Origin of the sequence: Atopobium sp. ICM42b (assembly GCA_000564995.1) — a bacterium.
GTDB lineage: Bacteria > Actinomycetota > Coriobacteriia > Coriobacteriales > Atopobiaceae > Lancefieldella.
The window spans coordinates 190,414-211,298 of sequence record JDFH01000006.1 but is presented as its reverse complement, the minus strand read 5'-3'; the positions used below and the strand labels follow the sequence as shown (position 1 = coordinate 211,298).

Annotated in this window: 15 protein-coding genes and 1 tRNA gene; all 16 read left to right on the top strand. The window is 48.6% G+C overall.

The window, feature by feature from the left end:
- The coding region (locus HMPREF1493_RS02850; protein ID WP_156921377.1) for an ATP-binding cassette domain-containing protein at window positions 1-323 on the top strand (323 nt) is incomplete at its 5' end.
- 132 nt (window positions 324-455) lie between these two features.
- Window positions 456-1,763, top strand: a complete 1,308-nt coding sequence (locus HMPREF1493_RS02845) for a glycosyltransferase family 2 protein (RefSeq protein WP_035427697.1) — start codon at window positions 456-458, stop codon at window positions 1,761-1,763.
- Between the two features lie 75 nt (window positions 1,764-1,838).
- Window positions 1,839-3,362: an IMP dehydrogenase gene (locus HMPREF1493_RS02840; protein ID WP_035427696.1), complete on the top strand. Its 1,524-nt coding sequence runs from the start codon at window positions 1,839-1,841 to the stop codon at window positions 3,360-3,362.
- Between the two features lie 75 nt (window positions 3,363-3,437).
- Complete coding sequence (gene leuS / locus HMPREF1493_RS02835; RefSeq protein ID WP_035427695.1) at window positions 3,438-6,011, top strand: leucine--tRNA ligase; 2,574 nt, start codon at window positions 3,438-3,440, stop codon at window positions 6,009-6,011.
- A gap of 124 nt (window positions 6,012-6,135) precedes the next feature.
- Complete coding sequence (gene rimP, locus HMPREF1493_RS02830; protein WP_035427694.1) at window positions 6,136-6,630, top strand: ribosome maturation factor RimP; 495 nt, start codon at window positions 6,136-6,138, stop codon at window positions 6,628-6,630.
- 16 nt (window positions 6,631-6,646) lie between these two features.
- Window positions 6,647-7,888 carry a transcription termination factor NusA gene (gene nusA / locus HMPREF1493_RS02825; protein ID WP_035427693.1) on the top strand — a complete coding sequence of 414 codons (1,242 nt, stop codon included), beginning with the start codon at window positions 6,647-6,649 and terminating at the stop codon, window positions 7,886-7,888.
- Between the two features lie 43 nt (window positions 7,889-7,931).
- The gene (gene infB / locus HMPREF1493_RS02820) at window positions 7,932-10,571 is read left to right on the top strand and encodes a translation initiation factor IF-2 (RefSeq protein ID WP_035427692.1); all 2,640 of its coding nucleotides are present in this window, start codon (window positions 7,932-7,934) and stop codon (window positions 10,569-10,571) included.
- Between the two features lie 11 nt (window positions 10,572-10,582).
- Window positions 10,583-10,993: a 30S ribosome-binding factor RbfA gene (rbfA, locus tag HMPREF1493_RS02815; RefSeq protein WP_035427691.1), complete on the top strand. Its 411-nt coding sequence runs from the start codon at window positions 10,583-10,585 to the stop codon at window positions 10,991-10,993.
- Between the two features lie 4 nt (window positions 10,994-10,997).
- Window positions 10,998-12,017: a DHH family phosphoesterase gene (locus tag HMPREF1493_RS02810; RefSeq protein WP_035427690.1), complete on the top strand. Its 1,020-nt coding sequence runs from the start codon at window positions 10,998-11,000 to the stop codon at window positions 12,015-12,017.
- Complete coding sequence (gene truB / locus HMPREF1493_RS02805; protein WP_035427689.1) at window positions 12,018-12,959, top strand: tRNA pseudouridine(55) synthase TruB; 942 nt, start codon at window positions 12,018-12,020, stop codon at window positions 12,957-12,959.
- A gap of 9 nt (window positions 12,960-12,968) precedes the next feature.
- Window positions 12,969-14,006, top strand: a complete 1,038-nt coding sequence (ribF, locus tag HMPREF1493_RS02800; RefSeq protein WP_035427688.1) for a riboflavin biosynthesis protein RibF — start codon at window positions 12,969-12,971, stop codon at window positions 14,004-14,006.
- The gene (gene dnaG, locus HMPREF1493_RS02795) at window positions 13,996-15,978 is read left to right on the top strand and encodes a DNA primase (RefSeq protein WP_035427687.1); all 1,983 of its coding nucleotides are present in this window, start codon (window positions 13,996-13,998) and stop codon (window positions 15,976-15,978) included. Before ribF ends, dnaG begins: the two co-directional genes overlap by 11 nt.
- A 121-nt stretch (window positions 15,979-16,099) precedes the next feature.
- A complete protein-coding gene (rpoD, locus tag HMPREF1493_RS02790; RefSeq protein WP_035427685.1) occupies window positions 16,100-17,467 on the top strand; it encodes an RNA polymerase sigma factor RpoD in 1,368 nt (455 codons plus the stop codon).
- A gap of 121 nt (window positions 17,468-17,588) precedes the next feature.
- Window positions 17,589-17,663, top strand: a tRNA-Asn gene (locus tag HMPREF1493_RS02785).
- A gap of 294 nt (window positions 17,664-17,957) precedes the next feature.
- Window positions 17,958-19,259 carry a substrate-binding domain-containing protein gene (locus tag HMPREF1493_RS02780; protein ID WP_051485230.1) on the top strand — a complete coding sequence of 434 codons (1,302 nt, stop codon included), beginning with the start codon at window positions 17,958-17,960 and terminating at the stop codon, window positions 19,257-19,259.
- A 104-nt stretch (window positions 19,260-19,363) separates the two neighbouring features.
- Entirely contained in the window at window positions 19,364-20,872 is a 1,509-nt protein-coding gene (locus HMPREF1493_RS02775; RefSeq protein ID WP_035427684.1) for a sugar ABC transporter ATP-binding protein, read from the top strand.
- Window positions 20,873-20,885: the final 13 nt, after the last annotated feature.

Here is a 20,885-nt window from a genome sequence, read left to right as displayed (position 1 = left end):
AAGAAAAGATCGATCGTACGGTTTACAACTTGCTCAATTTTTCCTCTCTTGAGACGCATGCTTTTGACGGAAAAGAGGAGTCCGTTTCTTTGGGTGAGCGACAAAAAATTGGTCTTTTGAGAGCTCTATCCAGAAAACAAGGGGCACTTGTTTTGGATGAACCTCTACAGAATTTAGATGCGCCAACAGCTCAGAGGCTTTGTAGATATCTCGCAAACCTCAAAGGTAGTCGGACTGTCGTGGTGATTATGCACTCTGATGAACTAGATCAAGAAGCAGACGTTCTTCTCGATATCCAAGATGGTCAATTGTATGTGCGTTGATGTGGGAGAAAAATAGATTCAAAGGCATGGGCGCTTTAACCCTTTCGTTGCGCTAAGATTGTAAGGTAATTGTTTATCGAGAGACTTTGGCTGATAAAACATATTTGCCTTGAGTTTGGAGCGTAGGGATATATGCCATTGCAATTTAACAGACTCGGTATCACTCCAATCGTTGTTTTTAACTTTATTATCTGGCTTTTCTTTACACTTGCATACTTTTATCAGATTGTGTATATCCTTCGCGTTTTAGTTAAGGGCGAGGTAAAACTGCCAGAGGCAAAAAAGCAGCACCGCTATGCCTTCTTTATTGCTGCCCACAATGAAGAGCCAGTTATTGGCAACCTTGTCAGGTCCATTCTTTCTCAGGATTATCCTCGAGAGCTGATGGATGTCTTTGTTGTTGCAGATGCCTGTACTGATAAAACAGCAGAAGAAGCGAGAAAAGCCGGAGCAATTACTTGGGAGCGTAATGACCTTGCTCGTAAAGGCAAGAGCTGGGTTATGGATTATGGCTTTAACCGCATCCTTAATGAGTACGGAGACAAATACGAGGCATTCATTATTATGGACGCCGATAACCTGGTTTCTCCAAGCTACTTAAAGATTATGAATCAGGCTTTTGATGCAGGATATCTTGTATGCACCAGCTACAGAAACTCAAAGAATTTTGATTCCAGCTGGGTAAGCTCTGCATATGCAACTTGGTTTATGCGCGAGGCAAAGTTTTTGAATAACGCCCGTATGATGATGGGTACTAGCTGTGCTATTTCTGGTTCCGGCTGGATGGTTTCTTCTCGCATTATTAAAGGTATGCGTGGATGGAAATTTCATACCCTCACCGAGGATATTCAATTCTCCATCTTCTGCAGTGCACATAACATTCAAATTGGCTATGCGCCTGCAGAATTCTTTGATGAACAGCCTTTGACCTTCAAGGCATCGTGGACACAGCGTATGCGTTGGACAAAAGGCTTCTACCAGGTGTTCTTCTCGTATGGCTTTGATCTTATAAAGGGTATTTTTAAGGGTCAGTTTGCTTCATACGATATGCTCATGACCGTTGCTCCAGGCATGATCTTGACGCTGCTCTCGGCCTTTATTAATGGCATCTACCTGCTGGTTGGTTATTTGAGTCACGGTTTTGTTGCCACCGATGCAGAGATTGCCATGAGTGTAGGATCTTTGGTCATGACGGTTTTCTCGATGTACGTGGTCTTCTTTATTCTGGCGCTTATTACCACCATCTCGGAGTACAAGCATTTCCACGTAAAGAAGAAATGGAGTATTTTTACCAATCTCTTTACGTTCCCCATTTTTATGATGACGTATATCCCTATTACCGTCGCAGCTTTGTTTAAAAAGGTTGAGTGGGTTCCTACAAAACATGACATTGCTGTTAACTTTGAGGATGTTATTGCTTCAAGTGGGAGTTCAAATTAAATAATTAGCTCCACTGGTGGTACAATGCCAAAACACGTTGAGCATGACCGGTAGGTCAGGAGGGAGCCAAAAACAATGGCAAAGTTCTTCGAAGGCGAATCACACACATTTTCTGAGTACCTTTTGGTTCCTGGCTATTCATCAGCTGAGAATATCCCTGCAAATGTTTCTTTGAAGACTCCTCTTGTTAAGTTTAAACGTGGCGAGAAAAGCGCAATTGAGCTCAACATTCCTATGGTATCTGCAGTAATGCAGTCAGTTTCTGGTCCTCGTCTGGCAATTGCCTTGGCTCAGCAGGGCGGCATTGCCTTTATTTATGGTTCTCAGTCCGCTGAGGATGAGGCTCAGATGGTTCGTGAAGTTAAGAGCTACAAGGCAGGCTTTGTTGTTTCTGACTCCACCCTTACTCCAGAGATGACCCTTGGTGACGTGCTTGATCTTAAAGAGAAGACTGGTCACTCCACCATGCCTGTCACAGATGACGGCACTTCTCGCGGTAAGCTCGTAGGTATTGTTACCTCTCGTGATTATCGTCCTTCTCGCGATGATCGCTCTAAGCTGGTATCAGAGTTTATGACCCCAGCTGATAAGCTTATTACCGCAGCTGAGGATACCACCCTTAAAGAGGCAAATGACCTTATCTGGGACAATAAGCTCAACACCCTTCCTATTGTCGATAAGAACGGCCATCTGGTCAGCCTTGTATTCCGCAAGGATTATGATTCCCACAAGTCTGCCCCAGATGAGCTTCTTGATGACTCTAAGCGCTACATGGTTGGCGCTGGTATTAATACTCGTGACTATGAGACTCGTGTTCCTCTGCTTGTTGATGCAGGCGCTGATGTTTTGTGCATTGACTCTTCTGAGGGTTATTCCGAGTGGCAGAAGCGCACACTTGAGTGGGTTCGTGCAACTTACGGTGATTCCGTCAAGATTGGCGCAGGTAACGTTGTAGATGCTGAGGGCTTCCGCTTCTTGGCAGAGGCTGGCGCTGACTTTATCAAGATTGGTATCGGCGGCGGTTCTATCTGCATCACTCGTGAGCAGAAGGGCATTGGTCGTGGTCAGGCAACCTCTGTCATTGATGTTGCTCGCGCTCGTGATGAGTACTTTGAGGAGACTGGCGTCTATATTCCAATCTGCTCTGACGGTGGAATTGTCTACGACTATCACATGACTTTGGCTCTTGCTATGGGTTCTGACTTCATGATGCTTGGTCGTTACTTTGCTCGCTTTGATGAGAGCCCTTCTGACCGCGTTATTGTTAACGGCTCTTACATGAAGGAGTACTGGGGTGAGGGTTCTGCACGTGCTCGCAACTGGCAACGTTACGACCTTGGTGGCAACAAGCGCGGTCTTTCCTTTGTTGAGGGCGTTGATTCTTACGTTCCATACGCGGGTCCTTTGAAGGATGGCGTTGATGCATCGCTTTTGAAGGTCAAGTCCACCATGTGTAATTGCGGTGCACTTGATATTCCTGAGCTCCGCGATAAGGCAAAGATTACACTTGTCTCTTCAACTTCAATTGTTGAGGGTGGTGCTCACGACGTCTTGCTGAAAGATTCAAACCAGCAGGTCAGTTACAATTTCCGTTCATAAACCACAGGTTGTATGGACTACTGGCGTCACCAAGTATTTTGCTTGGTGACGCATCGCTATAAGAAAGGGGAACTCGTGGAAAACGAGGAAGTACAGAACGTATCCGATACAGGTGATTTTCCTGCCTACGATGCTGAGGCTATTGAAACTAAGTGGCAGCGTGTTTGGGAAGAGCAGAATCTTTACAAGACAGAAGAAGACAGCTCAAGGCCTAAAAAATACGTTCTAGAGATGTTCCCTTATCCTTCGGGCGATCTTCATATGGGTCACGCTCGTAACTACACCATTGGCGATGCTATGGCTCGTCAGGCTCGTATGCGTGGCTTTGACGTTTTGCATCCAATGGGCTTTGATGCCTTTGGTCTTCCTGCAGAAAACGCTGCTATTAAGCACAATACGCAGCCTTCTGTGTGGACTCATAAGAATATTGATCAGGCTGTAAAGACCATGTTCCGCATGGGCTTTGCTTACGACAAAGACCGCATGTTTAACACATGTGACCCTGAGTACTACAAATGGGGTCAGTGGATTTTCCTTAAGATGCTTGAGAAGGGTCTGGTATATCGTGCAACAAGCCCTGTTAACTGGTGTCCTAACGACAAAACTGTTCTTGCAAACGAGCAGGTAGTTAACGGTAAATGCTGGCGCTGTGGCGCGGTTCCAGAGAAACGCGAGCTCTCACAGTGGTATCTGCGCATCACTGATTACGCCCAGGAGCTTCTTGATGATCTTGACCAGCTTGAGGGTTGGCCAGAGCGCGTTCGCGCTATGCAGGCAAACTGGATTGGCCGCTCGGAGGGTGCAGAGATTGACTTTACCCTGGCAGATACTGATGGTGTCACCCCAACAGACACTAAGATGACTGTCTTTACTACTCGCGCAGATACCATCTATGGCTGCACCTTTATGCTGCTTCCACCAGAGTCTAAGCTTGCTGCTGAGCTGGTAGGGGATTCAGAGTACAAGGCTGCCTTTGACGCTCTTCACGAGGAGGCCGTAAAGGTTTCTTCCATTGATCGTCAGGGTACAGACCGCGAGAAACACGGTGTGTTCACCGGCCGTTACGCAATTAACCCAGTCACCGGTCAGACCGTACCAATTTGGGTTGCTGACTACGTCCTTCTCGACTATGGTACTGGCGCCGTTATGGGTGTTCCATCAGGCGATAAGCGCGACTTTGACTTTGCTAAGAAGTATGACCTGCCTATTGTTCCTATCATTTGCGAAGAGGGAACTGATATTTACGAGGAGCTCAAGGGAGTTTCCGAGTACAAGGTAACCTCCGTTGACTGGGACGGACCAATGGATACCGTTGGTATTCTTGTCCAGTCTGGTCCTTTTACCGGTCTCCGTGGTGGTAAGCATTCCGAGGCAGAAGAGGCTGTTGTTGCTTATCTGACTGAGCACAACGTTGGACGTAGAACTGTTCAGTTCCGCCTTCGTGACTGGCTCATCTCAAGGCAGCGTTATTGGGGCAATCCAATTCCTATGATTCACTGCGATTGCTGCGGTGACGTTCCTGTTCCTTATGACCAGCTCCCTGTTACGCTTCCAGATAATCTTGATCTGGCGGCAGGAGATACTCTTGCTGAGTGCAAGGAGTTTGTAGAGACCACCTGTCCAAAGTGCGGCAAGCCCGCTCAGCGCATCACTGATACCATGGACACGTTCACTTGCTCTAGCTGGTATTATCTGCGTTATTGCGATCCACACAACACCGAGCTTCCTTTCTCTAAGGAGTCAGTTGACCGCTGGATGCCAGTAGATAACTACATTGGCGGCATTGAGCACGCAATTCTGCACCTTTTGTATTCTCGCTTCTTTACTAAGGTCCTTCGCGACCTGGGCATGATTGCTATTGACGAGCCATTTAAGAACCTGATGACCCAGGGCATGGTCAAGGATGAGCACGGCGACACCATGTCAAAGTCAAAGGGTAACGTGGTACCTCCAAGCTCTGTCATTGAGCCTTACGGTGCAGATACTATGCGTCTTGCCATTCTCTTTGTTGCTCCACCAGAGAAGGATTTTGACTGGGACGAGAAGGTCGTTGCAGGTGCAAACCGCTTTATCAAGCGCGCATGGCGTGTAGTTTGGGAGCTTTCTCGCACCGCTGATGCTTCTGCCGTACTTGACCACACAGCTTTGGATGCAAAGTCGCTTGAGCTCAACCGCGTCCTCAACGCTATGGGAATCCGCTGTACCACCGAGTTTGACAAGGGCCAGTTCAACACTGCTATTTCTGCAGTTATGGAGCTGGTTAATGCAGCAAGCGCCTACATCAACGAGGTTCCTGCAGAGTCCAGAGATGCTGCACTTTGCTACAAGGTTGCAAATGATGTTGTTTCCATGCTGGCTCCAATCATTCCTCACTGGGCAGACGAGCTCAGCCACGAGGCTCTGGGTAAAGGCGCACCTGTCTATCACCAGCCTTGGCCAGAGTTTGACCCAGAGCAGGCAAAGAGCAACACCGTTGAAATTGCTGTTCAGCTTAAGGGTAAGGTCCGCGCTCGCATTGAGGTCGCTGCCGATGCTTCTGAGGAAGAGCTCACTGCAGCCGCAACTGAGGCAATTGCCGATCAGCTTGAGGGTAAAGAGATTAGAAAAGTCATTGTTGTTAAGGGCCGACTTGTGAATATCGTTGCCTAACAGCAAAAACACTTGACGAGAAGCCCTTTATCTCGTAAGATATCTCTAAACGTAGTTGTTATTAGTTGGAAGTGGGGTTGAGTTTTGACCCCGCTTCCTTTCTGTATGTAGATGAGGAGGTCAAATGCAAAACGAAGGTGCAACACAGAAAATCTTGTCCGCACTCGAGCAGGCTGCACTCAATCACCACATTGATATTGTTGATGTTGAGATTGTTGGTTCTTCTAAGAATCCTGTGGTCAGAGTAAGAATTGACCATGATGATGAGACAGCAGAGACCATTTCTCTTGATGAGGTTGCTCAAGAAACTTCATGGATCTCAGAGACCATAGATGAGCTTGATCCTTTCCCAGCATCATTTACCTTGGAGGTTTCTTCTCCAGGAATGGCTCGTCCGCTTCGCCGCGCAAAAGACTTTGAGCGCTTTGCAGGAGAAGAGATTCAGCTTCAGACTACCGCCACAGAGGGACGCCGTAAATTTACCGGCAAACTCTTGGGCATTGAGGGTACAACTATCTCAATCCAGACAGAAGATGAAGTCTGTACTGTTGATTTGTCTGAGTTAAAGAAGTGCGTTATTAAACCAGTTTTTGATTTCTCGGCCTCAGCCAAGAAGTAGATAGAGAGGATTATTCATGGCATCTGAAATGATGGAAGCTTTGATGTTGCTTTGCCAGGAGAAGCACATCGATGAGTTGTATCTTCTGGACCGTTTGGAGCAGTCTCTGGCAAAAAGCTATGCTGACGTCCTCCATCTTGATTTTGGCGCCCGTGTCACCATTGATAGGGCTACCGGCCGTGTCTACGTCTATGAGCTTGTTCCTAAGGGTGAGCCAGATGAGGAGACTGGTGAGTACACTGAGTTTGACGAGGTAGACGTAACTCCTCCAGATACCAGCCGTATTGCTGCACAGCATGCTAAGGCAGAGATTAAGACCCTTGTGCGCAATGCTGCCCGTGCTCAGATTTATGATGAGTTCCGTGGCCGTATTGGTGACATCATCACAGGTACTGTTCTTCAGTCCACTCCTGATTTCACCATCATTAAGATTCGTGAGGGCGTTGAGGCAGAGCTTCCACACTTTGATCAGCGCCGTTTCCCTGATGAGCGCGATGAGCGTCCAGCAGGCGAGCGTTACCTTCACAACCAGCGCATCAAGGCAATTATCGTTGACGTCCGCGATCCTAATGCAACTCAGCCAGCAGTTCGTGGTGAGCGTCAGCGTCCACCAATTGTTGTTTCTCGTACTCATCCAGATCTTATCCGTCGCCTCTTTGAGCTTGAGGTTCCAGAGGTTTATGACGGTGTTGTAAGCATTCGCTCCATTGCTCGTGAGGCCGGTGTCCGTTCTAAGATTGCCGTTTCTTCCGTTGACGAGCGCCTTGATCCAGTTGGTGCTTGCGTTGGTCCTAAGGGCAGCCGTGTTCGCACCGTAGTTTCTGAGCTTCGTGGAGAGCGCGTTGACGTTGTGCCTTGGTTTGACGATGCTGCTCGTTGCGTTGCATCTGCACTTTCACCTGCACGTGTTTCTCGCGTTATTGTTGATGGCGCTACGGGACATGCAACCGTTATTGTTCCTGATGATCAGCTGTCTTTGGCTATTGGTAAAGAGGGCCAGAACGCTCGTCTTGCTGCTCGTCTGACTGGTCTTCACATTGACATCAAGAACGAGTCCCTTGCTGCAAGCATTTTGAACAACCTTCCTGAGGTTGTTGAAGAGACTGTTGACGAGGAAGAGATTGCTCATCGTTGTAAGTATGTGAGCCCTAACGGAACTCCTTGCCGCAATATGGCAAGACCTGGTTCTGATTTCTGTGGCATTCATGATGACATGGAGAATGCAGAGATTTCTTCCGATCCAGACTCACTGATCTAAGCAACTACCTGTAACTATCCCGTCAACCGGAAGGTTTTCATATATGGCAAAAATGCGTGTACATGACCTTGCCAAAGAATATGGTATGCAGAGCAAAGAATTGCTCGAGCACCTTGCGGACATGAAGATTCCTGCAAAGTCTGCTTCTTCTACGCTTGAAGATGCATATATTTCTATTGTTCGTAAGAAACTCCAGCCTATTATGGAGGCTCGTGCCGCTGAAATCGCAGCTCAGAAGGCTGCCGAGGAAGAGGCTGCTGCCAAAGAGGCAAAGGCTGCTGCAGAGGTAGCAGAGGCTGAGCGTCTTGCTGCAGAGGCAAGGCGTGAGGCTGAGCGTGCTGAAGAAGAGAAGAAGCGCGCAAAAGAAGAGGCTGCTCGTAAGAAAGAAGAGGAGCGCCGCCGCGCTGAGGAAGAGAAGAAGCGTCTTGAGGCCGAAGAGGCTGAGCGTAATCGCGTAAAGGACACTGCTCCTAAGGTTGCTCCTTCCTTCAATAACCTGCTTGATCAGATTGCTCAGCAGGAAGAGGTCTTGAAGCAGCAGGCAGCAGAGTCCGCTGCTCAGAAGAAGGCCGAGAAGGGACCTAGAAACCACGCTCGCGCTAATGCAAGCGAGGCAAGTGGTGCTCCTTCTCGTCATAACTTCAAGAACGAGCGCGATGACGCCTCCATGTCTGATGAGCGTCCAAATGGTAAGCGTAAGAAGAACCGTCGTGGCGGAGATGACGGTGAAGACCGTTATAGCCGTATGGCGCGTGAGGCTGAGGCTTACAACAGAAGCCGCGTTTTGGATGAGGCTCGCGTTGCTATTGAAGAGGCAAGCCGTGAATCCACTGGTCGCCGTAAAAAGCGTAAAGAGCGTCGTCAGAAGCAGGCTGCAGAGGCTGCTATGGAGCAGCGTATTGAGGAAGCACTTGCAAATGACCAGGATATTTCCCAGCTTGATACCGTAAAGGTTCCTCAGGGCTCTACTGTCTCTGAACTGGCTGAGCTCCTTGGCGTTTCTGCAAATGACATCATTAAGCGTCTGTTCCTGCTTGGCAATCCTCTGACGCTTACCGAGACTATGTCTGATGAGCTTATTGAGATTGTTGCTGATGACCTTGGTCGCCAGATTAAGATCATGTCCAAGGAAGAGGAGAATTCCTTCACTTTCTACGATGATCCTAAGGACTTGAAGCCACGTCCTCCAGTAGTTACCGTCATGGGTCACGTTGACCACGGTAAGACATCGCTTCTGGATGCAATCCGTCACACTGGCGTTGCAGCTGGCGAGGCCGGCGGCATTACACAGGCAATCGGTGCTTCTCAGGTCACCATTAACGGCCGTGAGATTACTTTCATCGATACCCCAGGTCACGAGACCTTTACCGCTATGCGTGCTCGTGGTGCAAAGGTTACCGATATTGTCATTCTGATTGTTGCTGCAGACGACGGCGTTATGCCTCAGACCATTGAGTCTATTAACCACGCAAAGGCAGCTGGCGTTCCAATTGTTGTTGCTGTCAACAAGATTGATAAGCCAGGCGCAGATCCTACCCGCGTTCGTCAGGAGCTCACCGAGTATGGTGTTATTCCTGAGGAGTGGGGCGGACAGAACATGTTTGTTGACATCTCCGCTAAGCAGAATTTGGGCATCGACGATCTTCTCGAGACCATTCTTTTGCAGGCAGATGTCCTTGAGCTGAAGGCAAACCCAGACACCTTTGCTTCTGGTAACGTTCTTGAGGCTAAGCTTGACCGTGGTCGCGGTTCTGTTGCTACTGTTTTGGTTACACGCGGTACACTCCACATCGGCGATGCTCTTGTTGCTGGTATGGCCTTTGGCCGCGTCCGTGCAATGCTTGATCCTAAGGGCAACGCAGTCACTACCGCAGGTCCTTCTGACGCAGTTGAGATTCTTGGTCTGCAGACCGTTCCTGGCGCAGGCGATGAGTTCCGCGTCTTCCAGGAGGAGCGCGACGCTCGAGAGCTTGCTGACCAGCGCGCTCTTAAGGCTCGTATTGAAGAGCAGAACCGTGTTAAGCACGTTACCCTCGAGAACCTCTTTGACACCATGGCTGACCGTGACGTCAAGGAACTCAACCTCATCATCAAGGCTGATGTTCAGGGCTCCATCGAAGCTCTCCAGGATTCCCTGGACAAGATGGACCAGTCCGAGGTTCGCATCAGCACCATCCACTCTGCTGTTGGTGGAATCACCGAGACCGACGTTGTTCTCGCTGATGCATCCAATGCAATCATCATTGGCTTTGGTGTCCGTCCAGATGCAAAGGCCAAGCTTGCTGCAGAGCGCGTAGGCGTTGAGATTAGAACCTATAGCGTCATCTACAAGGCAATCGAAGAGATTGACGCAGCTCGTATTGGTATGCTTAAGCCAACTGAGCAGGAAGTCCAGACCGGCGTTGCTGAGGTTCGCGATACCTTCAAGGTTCCTAAGGTTGGTATTGCTGCAGGTTGCATGATTTCTGAGGGCGAGATTTCTCGCGACGATAACATCCGCCTTATTCGTGACGGCTTTGTTGTCTACGACGGAAAGATTGCATCGCTCAGGCGCTTCAAAGACGACGTTAAGAGCGTTAAATCCGGCTATGAATGCGGTATTGGCCTTGAGAACTTCCAGGACATCAAGCCTGGCGACCAGCTTGAGGGCTATCGCATTGAGCAGGTGGCTCGTACCGAGTAAGAAGGGACAGCATGAAACAGAATCAGTTTTCTCGTCGTACCAATGAGATTGCTCGAGAAAAGCTTAGCTGGATCCTTTTGTTTGAAATTTCCGACCCTGATCTCCAGCTTGTGACTGTCACAAGCTGTGAGGTCTCGGTTGATAAGTCCTTTATGCGCGCGTATGTAAGCTGTGAGCCTGATCGCTACGAGAAGGTCCTCGCAGCTCTCAAGCGTGCAAAGGGTAGGATTCGCTCGCTTTTGGGTCATGCGCTGAACTGGCGTGTTACCCCTGAGCTTGATTTCAAAATTGATACCACTACCGATGAGGCTGAACGCATTGCTCAGGCACTTGAGGTAGTTCCACCAACTCTTGGTGTCGAGAAAGACGAGTTTGGATACCCTCTAGCTTCTGATGAAGAGAATTCTGACGAGGAGGCGTAAGTAAGTGACGTCACTGAATACAAAAGTCAGTCGTCCAGAGTTTGACGAGGTTACAGCTCTGATTGAGCAGGCCTCGTCAATCGTTGTTTGCGCACATACGTCTCCTGATGGAGATGCGATTGGCTCTGGATTAGCACTTTCTTCCATTATTCAGAGAAGATGGCCTAGCAAAACTGTCACCAATCTTTTGGCAGATGCTGATGGGGAAGTACCACGTATATACAAGTTTCTTGATGGTACTGAGAGCTTTGTGCCTGCAAATAAGTACGAGGGTACTCCAGACCTTTTTATCTGCGTAGACCTTTCTACTGCAGGACGTTTGGCTGATGCAGAAGCGCTGATGGAACGCTCTAAGACGGTAGCTGTACTTGACCATCACCCCTATAACAGCGTGTATTGGAATGCGGGACTCGTGCGTCCTGATGCAGCGGCAACCGGTGTCATTATCACCGAGTTTGCCTGTCATTTGGGTACAGAGCTTGTTCCATCAGAGGCACAATGCCTTATGTGCGCTCTGGTAACTGATACTGGTCGTTTCCAGTACCAAAACGCTGACGGCGAGGCTTTTGAGGTAGCAAGTTTGCTGGTGGAAGCAGGCGCTTCTCCATCTCAGATTGCGCTTCATGTCTACCAGAGTGATCGTTTGGCCTACCTTCACCTTGCCGCAAAGGTTATGGGTCGCATCCGTACTTTTGGTGAGGGTCGCGTTGCTTACAGCTACGTCACCACCGCAGATCTTTCTGCATCAGGAGTTCCTCTTGCCGAGATGGATGGCCTGGTAGACATTGTGCGTTGCGTTGAGGGAACAGAAATTGCCCTCTTCCTCAAAGAGGTTGATGGCGGAAAAGTTCGCGGCAATCTGCGTTCCAAATCTCAGCTAGATATTTCTGGCGTAGCTCGTCAAATGGGTGGCGGCGGACACACTGCAGCTGCAGGCTTTACCGCTGAAGGCACCATTGACGATGTGTTTACCCAGATAGTCCCTCTGCTCATCGATCTTCTCGCGCTTGACAAGGAGTCATAGGTGAAGCGAGGAGCTAGTGGAATTAACGCACTTATTGCTGTTGACAAACCGCTTGGCTTAACCAGCCATGACGTGGTTTCTCGCGTTCGCCGTGCATTTGGCGAGAAACGCGTGGGACACGCAGGCACTTTGGATCCTAATGCAAGTGGCGTGCTGGTAGTGGGCATTGGACTTGCTACAAAGCTTTTGGGCCTTCTGACGCTTGACCGTAAGGGATATGTAGCCGACATTTCGTTTGGGGCTCGTACCTCAACCGACGATGCAGACGGTGAGATTGTGGCCACGGCACCTGTCCCAGCGGAGTTGCGTGATGAAGAGTTTGCTCGTGCTGCATGCGCAAAGCTGGTGGGTACGGTAGACCAGCTTCCACCTGTAGTTTCTGCAATCTCAGTTGATGGCAAACGCGCTTATCAGCTTGTTCGTGAAGGTAAGACGCCAGAGCTTGCGGCTCGTAGAGTCTCTATTTACGACGCTACGCTTTTGGCAGTGCGCAAACCTTCTACTACGGATGAATCACTGGTATGGACGGTTGCGTTTGACGTTTCAAAAGGCACCTACATTAGAAGTCTTGCTCGAGACCTTGGTCAGTCTCTTGGAACAGAGGCTCATATTAGTGGCCTGAGAAGGACGTTCTCTGGTCCAATCACACTTGGGAGCTGCGCTTTATTAGAAGAGCTTGAACAAAGCCCAGCTCAGGTGCTTGAAGATAAACGCCTCAATCCAACTGAGGTTCTGGGATACCCTGTGCACAGGTTGACTGCAGCAGAATACAAGTGTGTTGAGGTTGGAAAGCGTTTTGGTATTCCAGAAGATCTCTCTGAGATTGCTCATAACTCACTGGTCAGCCTTGTGTGGAATGATGCTCTTGTAGGAATTTGGACAAGGCAGGGCTCCTGCCTTGTCTGTCAGACAAACTTCTCTCAAGGTATTTTGTGTAAGTAAGGATGCACGTTGAACAAGGTAGAACGCATAGTACAATCCGTCTTGTATGGAAGTGAGTTGCCGGCTCCACGTGAGCTTGGTGATGCTGACTTCTATACCTTGCGTTCTGACTGCTACAGGCAGCCTTGCGTGTGCGTGCTTGGTGTCTTTGACGGACTTCATGAGGGCCACCAAGGGCTTCTCGCCAGCGCAAAAAAGGACGCCGAAGCTCGCAATGTACCACTTGTTGCTGTGACGTTTTTACCAGACCCTGTTGAGGTGCTGTTTGATGGATCACCTCGGCGGTTGCTCTCGGGAGAAGATAGACTTCGCGCGCTTGCCGCATGGGGAGTGGACGGCATTTTGGTACACCACTTTACCCTCGAGTTTGCGGCATTGAGCGCTACGCAATACGTCGAGGACAAGCTGCTTCCAAGTGTCTCGGCTGTGTCCGTTCATGTGGGTTCTGACTTTGGCCTGGGCGCACAAGGTGCTGAGGGAAGCGCGTTGCTCACCTCGCTTGGGTATAAGCATGGCTTTGAAGTTCACGCCCATGAGCTCTTTTGCTCAGGTGGACAGAAAATTTCTGCAACTCGCATTAGGGACTTGCTTGAGCAGGGTAAAGTTGAGGAAGCAGCAAGCCTGTTGGGCCGCTGGCACTTTGTGAGTGGCGTAGTCAAACACGGTCGAGGCCAGGGTACTGGTTTTGGTTTTCCAACTGCAAATGTTTCGCTTGACCTGCGTGATTGCATTCCTCAAGATGGCGTGTATGCGTGCTATGTGGTTCACGGCGCAACAGCATGGCCCGCTGCGGTTAATGTGGGAAAAGCTCCGTCATTTGAGTCTCAAACAGAACCTTTACTTGAAGCTAACCTCCTAGGTTTTAGCGGGAACTTATATGATTCGCAGGTTCAGACGGTATTCGTGAAGAGACTGAGGGAATCTAAAAAATTTGATTCACTTGAAGAGCTCAAGTGTGCCGTTCGTGGAAATATAGATTGGGTAGCCCAGAATCTGGGTACGACTTCATATAACTTAGGAAGCGGGGAGGTGGAAGATGATAACTGACGAAGATAAAGAGCGCGTAAGACAAGCCACAGATTTTGTCACGCTTGTTTCCGAGACAGTTGAGCTAAAACCCCGAGGTCAGGACTATTGGGGATGCTGTCCTTTCCACCAAGAAAAAAGCCCTTCATTTAAGATAAATCCTTCTACGGGTCTCTGGCACTGCTTTGGCGCTTGCTCCGAAGGTGGAGATGTCTTTAGTTATGTCATGAAGCGAGAAAATCTAGATTTTCCTGACGCTATCAGATATCTTGCCGATAAAGCTGGAATTACCCTTTCAGAAGAAGCTCATGTTTCTAAGGGTCCCCGCAAGAATCGCTTAATTGAGTGCCTTACTGAGGCCGAGAATTACTTCCACTCCATGCTTATGCGCGGAAGGGGAGAAGGTCCTGAGGCGGCGCGTGCATATCTCTCTGGTCGCGGATTTGGAGCGGCTGTCTGCAAGCGCTGGAAGCTAGGATATGCACCTGGCAGAGGCGCGCTTGTAGCGCACCTGCGTAAATGTGGCTATACCACGCAAGAGATGATTGCTGCAAACCTTGCCGTTGAGCGCAATGGTCGCATCAGCGACTGGTTCTATGATCGAGTGATGTTTCCTATTCATGATGAGCAGGGAAGAACTATTGCTTTTGGCGGTCGAATTACTAAAAAGGTAGAAAACGCTCCTAAGTACCTTAATACCAGGGACACTTCTGTCTTTAATAAAGGTAAACACCTCTTTGCCTACGATGTTGCAAAAGAGACTATTGCTGCCCAGTCCGAGGCTATTATTTGCGAGGGCTATACTGATGTTATTGCCATGCATGAGGCTGGTTTTACCAACACTGTGGCAGCTTTAGGCACTGCATTTACGTCTGAGCACGTCAAACTCATCGATCGCCAGCGTGCACGCAAAATCATTTGCATGTTTGACGGTGATGCTGCAGGTCAACACGCTGCTGCTCGTGCCATTAAATTTATCGATAAAACAACCGCTGCGTTTCTCTGTGTTGTTTTGCCAAATAACCAGGACCCCATGGAGTTTCTCGCCGAATCAGGTGCAGATAAGCTACGTCCTATCTTAGATGCAGCTCGTCCGCTTATGGACTTTGTCTTTGATGCCACAACAGCTCAGTTTGACTTATCTGTACCCGGTGGTCGAGTCAAAGCGCTTGAGGCTTTAGCGTCTCTGTTGGCCCCGCTCAAGACATCGGTGCTGCTGAGCGAGTATGCACTTCGTGTGTCCGATTTGCTTCATATTGATGTCGAGGAAGCAAAGCGCGCAATTAAGGCCGCGCCTATTCAAGATGACGCTGCAGATTCGCGCACTTCAAAGATGGCGCGCAAACAGCCTCAGAAGAACATCTATACCTCTTCGTATAATTCTGCTCCTAAAACTTCAGCTTACGCCGAGGGTCCTTCATACGATGATGTTCCACCGTATGACGAGGTGTCTCCGTATGATGACCCATCATCGTATAGCGTTTCTGCTGATACGTATGAGCCACGAGGCTCGCAGGGTCTCTCCGCAGAAGATCGCAGGCAGGTTAACTCAGAGCTTGAGCTCTTAAGTGCTATGGCAACAAACTTGTCTTTAGTGCGAGAGTATCAAGACCGTATTGCAGACTTTGTCTGGGCCGATGCTCGCCATCAAACCATGGCATGGGCCATGCTTGCAACTCCAGAGGGCGCTACGCCAGCGCAGGTTGTTGCCGCGGCTGCGGCTGTTGAGCCAAATGCGGCAGCTATTCTTTCTTCTGGTCGCGTGATATCTGAGGGCAACTCCGATACACGTCGTTCGCTTGAGTTTATTGTGGACACGGTTGACTACTACTCGGTACAGCGTAAATTGCGAGAAATTCGATCAAATTTGCGCTCCAGTTCTTATGCAGGGGAGTCTTCAAGCGGAACACTTGCTGAAGAGCAACTTGCTGCTGCGCAGGAGCTTCAGACACGAGCTCTTGAGCTAGGCAAGAGGCTTACTTCGGGGCAATAGAAAATACTCATTTTATGGGGATGCTACTCATCTGATTTTTTATAAATTAAAATGAATAGTTTGATTAGGTAGAGAAACTTTTGGGTATAAAGATTTGCGCTAATCTATCGAAAGGATATTTGTGGCTGCAAAAAAGGCAAATGAAGAGGTCAAACTCTCAGATGAGCTTACTAAAATTGTTGATGATCTGGTAAGTTCTTCAAAGTCTAACGGTAGTATCAGCGAAGACGATATTCAGGTTGCCATTCGTGACGTTGACGTTAACGATGATGAGCTTTCTGACCTGTATGATTCGCTGCGCGTTAAAGGTGTAGAGATTACTACCGCATCTGAAGCAACCGTTTCTTTCGCCATTGAAGATGACACCGTAGAGGATGATTTTTCATCCGATGATGACATGGATGACTCATCTGATTTTGAAGATGAAGATGATGAAGATTTTGATGCCGTAAATGAGGCACGTGAGGTCAAAGAGGCTCTCCGCTCTGTTTCTAAGGCAAAAGTCTCTAAGCCAAAACGTTCTTCTCGCGCTCGTGCTCGTCGCTCAGATACCACCACGGTTATGCTTACCGGCGATCCTGTCCGCATGTATCTTAAAGAGATTGGTAAGGTAGACCTGCTTACTGCATCAGAAGAGGTTCACCTTGCTATGAAGATTGAGGCAGGTACTGCAGCTTCCCAGAAGCTGGAGGACTTTGAGGATGGCCTCATCGAGCTCAACCGTGCAGAGCAGCGCCGCCTCATGCGTATTGAGTCCGTAGGACTTGACGCTAAGCAGCAGCTTATCTCTGCAAACCTTCGTCTTGTCGTCTCAATTGCTAAGCGCTATGTTGGCCGTGGCATGCTGTTCCTCGATCTTATCCAGGAAGGTAACCTGGGTCTTATTCGTGCTGTCGAGAAGTTCGACTACACCAAGGGCTTTAAGTTCTCAACATATGCTACATGGTGGATTCGCCAGGCAATTACCCGTGCTATTGCGGACCAAGCTCGTACCATTCGTATTCCTGTTCACATGGTAGAGACCATCAATAAGCTTATCCGTGTTCAGCGTCAGCTTCTACAAGATCTTGGTAGAGATCCTTCTCCAGAAGAGATTGGCGCAGAAATGGGTATGTCTCCTGATCGCGTCCGCGAGATTCAGAAGATTAGCCAGGAGCCCGTCTCTCTTGAGACGCCTATTGGTGAAGAAGAAGATTCCCAGCTTGGAGACTTTATTGAAGACTCTTCAGCTGTTGCTCCACCAGATGCAGCTTCTGATTCAATGCTTCGTGAGCAGCTTGAGCAGGTTCTTGATGGTCTTGCTGATCGTGAGCGTAAGGTTATTAAGTTCCGCTTTGGTCTTGAGGACGGTCATCCTCGTACCCTTGAAGAGGTAGGCAAGGAGTTTGGCGTTACGCGTGAGCGTATTCGTCAGATTGAGTCCAAGACCTTGGCAAAGCTTCGTCATCCTTCTAGGTCCGGTCGTCTTAAGGACTACATGGAGGAGTAGCTTCTTGGTTTAGGTATGCAAGAGATTGTGCAAGAAGAATTTGACTAAATTTTTTCTAAAAAATGCTTGCATGGTTTGGAATGTCTCTCTATACTTAAACACCGCTGAGAAGCACACATATTCCCCGATGGCGCAGCGGTAGCGCAGCTGACTGTTAATCAGCGTGTCGCAGGTTCAAATCCTGCTCGGGGAGCCAGAATTTTCAAGACCAGGCAATGCCTGGTCTTTTTTGTTTAAAGAATCGTTCTGCTTTTCTCGCATTAGGCAGATTTTTATTCACAAATTTGAAGAGGACGTTTTTCTCGACAATTTGGTCATTTGACCGATTTTTCTTTATTTATCCTCAAAAACTTCAAAATTGATACCGTAAAAGGTACAAAACATAACGCTTACGGTATTTCTGCAACCGTTGAGCGACATCTCACAGAGAGCTGTGATGAGATTTGTTAACGTACTCATTAAGGTCAGAGTTATGCAAAAGGCATAACAAATGAGAAAGGTCACTACTATGGATGTGTCTCGTCGCAGTTTTCTAAAGTTCTGTGGTCTAGGCGTTCTTAGCGTTGGTGGATCTAGCGTTCTTGCAGCTTGCGCACCTAGCGAGAAAAAAGAGGAAGGCGCTAAAGATGCAAAGGTAGAGAACAAGGATAAGCCTGTTGTCTTCTTCAACCGTCAGCCTTCTAACAGCTCAACCGGTGAGCTTGATACAAACACTCTTAACTTCAACAAAGACACCTATTACGTTGGCTTTGATGCAGTTCAGGGTGCAGAGCTCCAGGGTCAGATGGTTCTTGATTACATCAAGGCTCACGCAGCTGAGCTTGATCGTAACAAGGATGGCATCATTGGTTACGTTCTTGCAATTGGTGACATTGGTCACAACGACTCTATCGCTCGTACTCGTGGTGTCCGTAAGGCACTTGGTACTGGCATCGAGAAGGACGGCAAGATTATTTCTGATCCAGTAGGCACCAACACTGACGGCTCCGCTTCTGTTGTTCAGGACGGCAAGCTTGAGGTTGGCGGCAAGTCCTACACCATCCGTGAGCTTGCTTCTCAGGAGATGAAGAACACCGCTGGTGCAACATGGGATGCTGCAACCGCTGGTAACGCAATTGCTGCTTGGTCTTCTTCCTTCGGCGATCAGATTGATGTTGTTGTTTCCAACAACGACGGTATGGGCATGTCCATCTTCAATGCATGGTCAAAGGCTCAGAAGGTCCCAACCTTTGGTTACGACGCTAACTCTGACGCTGTTGCAGCTATTGCTGACGGCTATGCAGGCACCATTTCCCAGCACCCAGATGTTCAGGCTTACCTGACTCTCCGTCTGCTCCGCAACGCTCTTGACGGCGCTGATATCAACACCGGCATTGAGTCCGCAGACGATGCTGGCAACAAGATTGACTCCAAGGACTACAAGTATGTTGCAGAGCAGCGTTCTTACTACGCTCTCAACCTTGCAGTTACCGCTGAGAACTACAAGGACAACCTTGACGCAACCACTACTTACAAGGATGCTTCCGCTCAGCTGAGCGCAGACAAGCACCCAGAGAAGAAGGTTTGGCTCAACACCTACAACTCTGGCGACAACTTCCTTGGTTCAACCTATGTACCACTGCTCAAGAAGTATGCTCCACTGCTCAACCTCAACGTTGAGTTCATCGCAGGCGATGGCCAGACTGAGTCCAACATTACCAACCGTCTTGGCAACCCTGACGAGTACGATGCATTTGCATTCAACATGGTTAAGACCGACAACGGTTCTTCCTATACCCAGCTGCTTAAGTAATTAAGTAGTCGATAGCACGAAACAATACCGGAGGGGAGACACCTGCTCTCCTCCGGTGTTCTCGCGAATAAGCGCAATAACTTAGCGAGATAAGGGGTGATTACATGGCAGATACAGAAAACGATATCGTTCTAACAATTGATGGAATGAGCAAGTCCTTTGGACGTAACCGCGTTCTGGATCACATTTCAATGAACGTACGCCGTGGAACCGTTATGGGTCTTATGGGAGAGAACGGCGCAGGCAAATCTACCATGATGAAGTGCCTGTTTGGTACGTATCAAAAAGATGAAGGCAAGATATTTCTTGACGGCAAAGAGGTTAGTTTTTCTGGACCAAAAGACGCACTTGAGAATGGCGTCGCAATGGTTCACCAGGAGCTTAACCAGTGCCTTGATAGAAATGTTGTAGATAACTTGTTCCTTGGTCGCTATCCCGTTAATGCAATGGGTGTTGTCGACGAGGGACGCATGAAAAAAGAGGCTAACGAGCTCTTCAGGCGTCTTGGTATGACCGTAGACCTGACTCAACCTATGAAGAACATGTCAGTATCTCAGCGTCAAATGTGCGAGATTGCAAAGGCAATTTCTTACAACGCTAAGATTATTGTTCTTGATGAGCCTACTTCTTCACTTATGACTCAAGAGGTCGAGAAACTCTTTGAGATGATTCATATGCTCAAAGAGCAGGGAATTTCTTTGGTCTACATCTCTCACAAGATGGATGAGATCTTTGAGATTTGCGACGACATTTCAGTTCTTCGTGACGGTAAGCTTGTTATGACCAAGCGCTCAAATGAGACCAACATGAATGAACTCATCTCGGCAATGGTCGGCCGCTCACTTGAGAATCGCTTCCCAGATGTTACTAACACACCTGGTAAGACATATCTTTCTATTCAGCACCTTTCAACTAAATATGAGCCATACCTTCAAGACGTCACTTTTGATGTAAAGAAGGGTGAGATTTTTGGTTTGTATGGTCTTGTCGGCGCTGGTAGAACAGAGCTTCTTGAAACAATCTTTGGTGTTAGAACAAGGGCCGCCGGTCGTGTCTACGTCAACGAGCACCTTATGAACTTCTCGACAGCTGCAGAGGCAATGGACCACGGTTTTGCCATGATTACCGAGGAGCGCAAGGCAAACGGCCTGTTCCTTAAGGGTGACCTGACGTTTAACACAACCATTGCAAACTTGAATCAGTATAAGGCTGGTCCAATTCTTTCTGATCCTAAGATGACTAAGGCTACCGTCAATGAGCTCAAGGTTATGAACACCAAGGCTCAGGGTCCATCAGACTTGATTTCAAGTCTTTCTGGCGGCAACCAGCAGAAGGTCATTTTTGGTAAATGGCTCGAGCGCTATCCACAGGTTTTCCTGATGGACGAGCCTACTCGTGGTATTGATGTTGGTGCTAAATATGAGATCTACCAGCTCATTATTGATATGGCTAAGAGCGGTACCACTATTATCGTAGTCTCTTCGGAGATGCCAGAGATTCTGGGAATTACTAACCGAATTGGCGTTATGTCCAACGGTAGACTCTCGGGCATTGTAAATACCAACGAGACAAATCAAGAAGAACTCCTGCGCCTCAGCGCAAAGTACCTGTAGGAGAGGATGATAT

Bases quoted from the DNA above. Each gene is read 5' to 3' on its own strand.
- HMPREF1493_RS02845 (WP_035427697.1), top strand. From the start codon at position 456: ATGCCATTGCAATTTAACAGACTCGGTATCACTCCAATCGTTGTTTTT.
- nusA (WP_035427693.1), top strand. From the start codon at position 6,647: ATGGCATCTGAAATGATGGAAGCTTTGATGTTGCTTTGCCAGGAGAAG.
- dnaG (WP_035427687.1), top strand. From the start codon at position 13,996: ATGATAACTGACGAAGATAAAGAGCGCGTAAGACAAGCCACAGATTTT.
- HMPREF1493_RS02775 (WP_035427684.1), top strand. From the start codon at position 19,364: ATGGCAGATACAGAAAACGATATCGTTCTAACAATTGATGGAATGAGC.
- rimP (WP_035427694.1), top strand. From the start codon at position 6,136: ATGCAAAACGAAGGTGCAACACAGAAAATCTTGTCCGCACTCGAGCAG.
- HMPREF1493_RS02840 (WP_035427696.1), top strand. From the start codon at position 1,839: ATGGCAAAGTTCTTCGAAGGCGAATCACACACATTTTCTGAGTACCTT.
- rbfA (WP_035427691.1), top strand. From the start codon at position 10,583: ATGAAACAGAATCAGTTTTCTCGTCGTACCAATGAGATTGCTCGAGAA.
- HMPREF1493_RS02780 (WP_051485230.1), top strand. From the start codon at position 17,958: ATGAGAAAGGTCACTACTATGGATGTGTCTCGTCGCAGTTTTCTAAAG.
- infB (WP_035427692.1), top strand. From the start codon at position 7,932: ATGGCAAAAATGCGTGTACATGACCTTGCCAAAGAATATGGTATGCAG.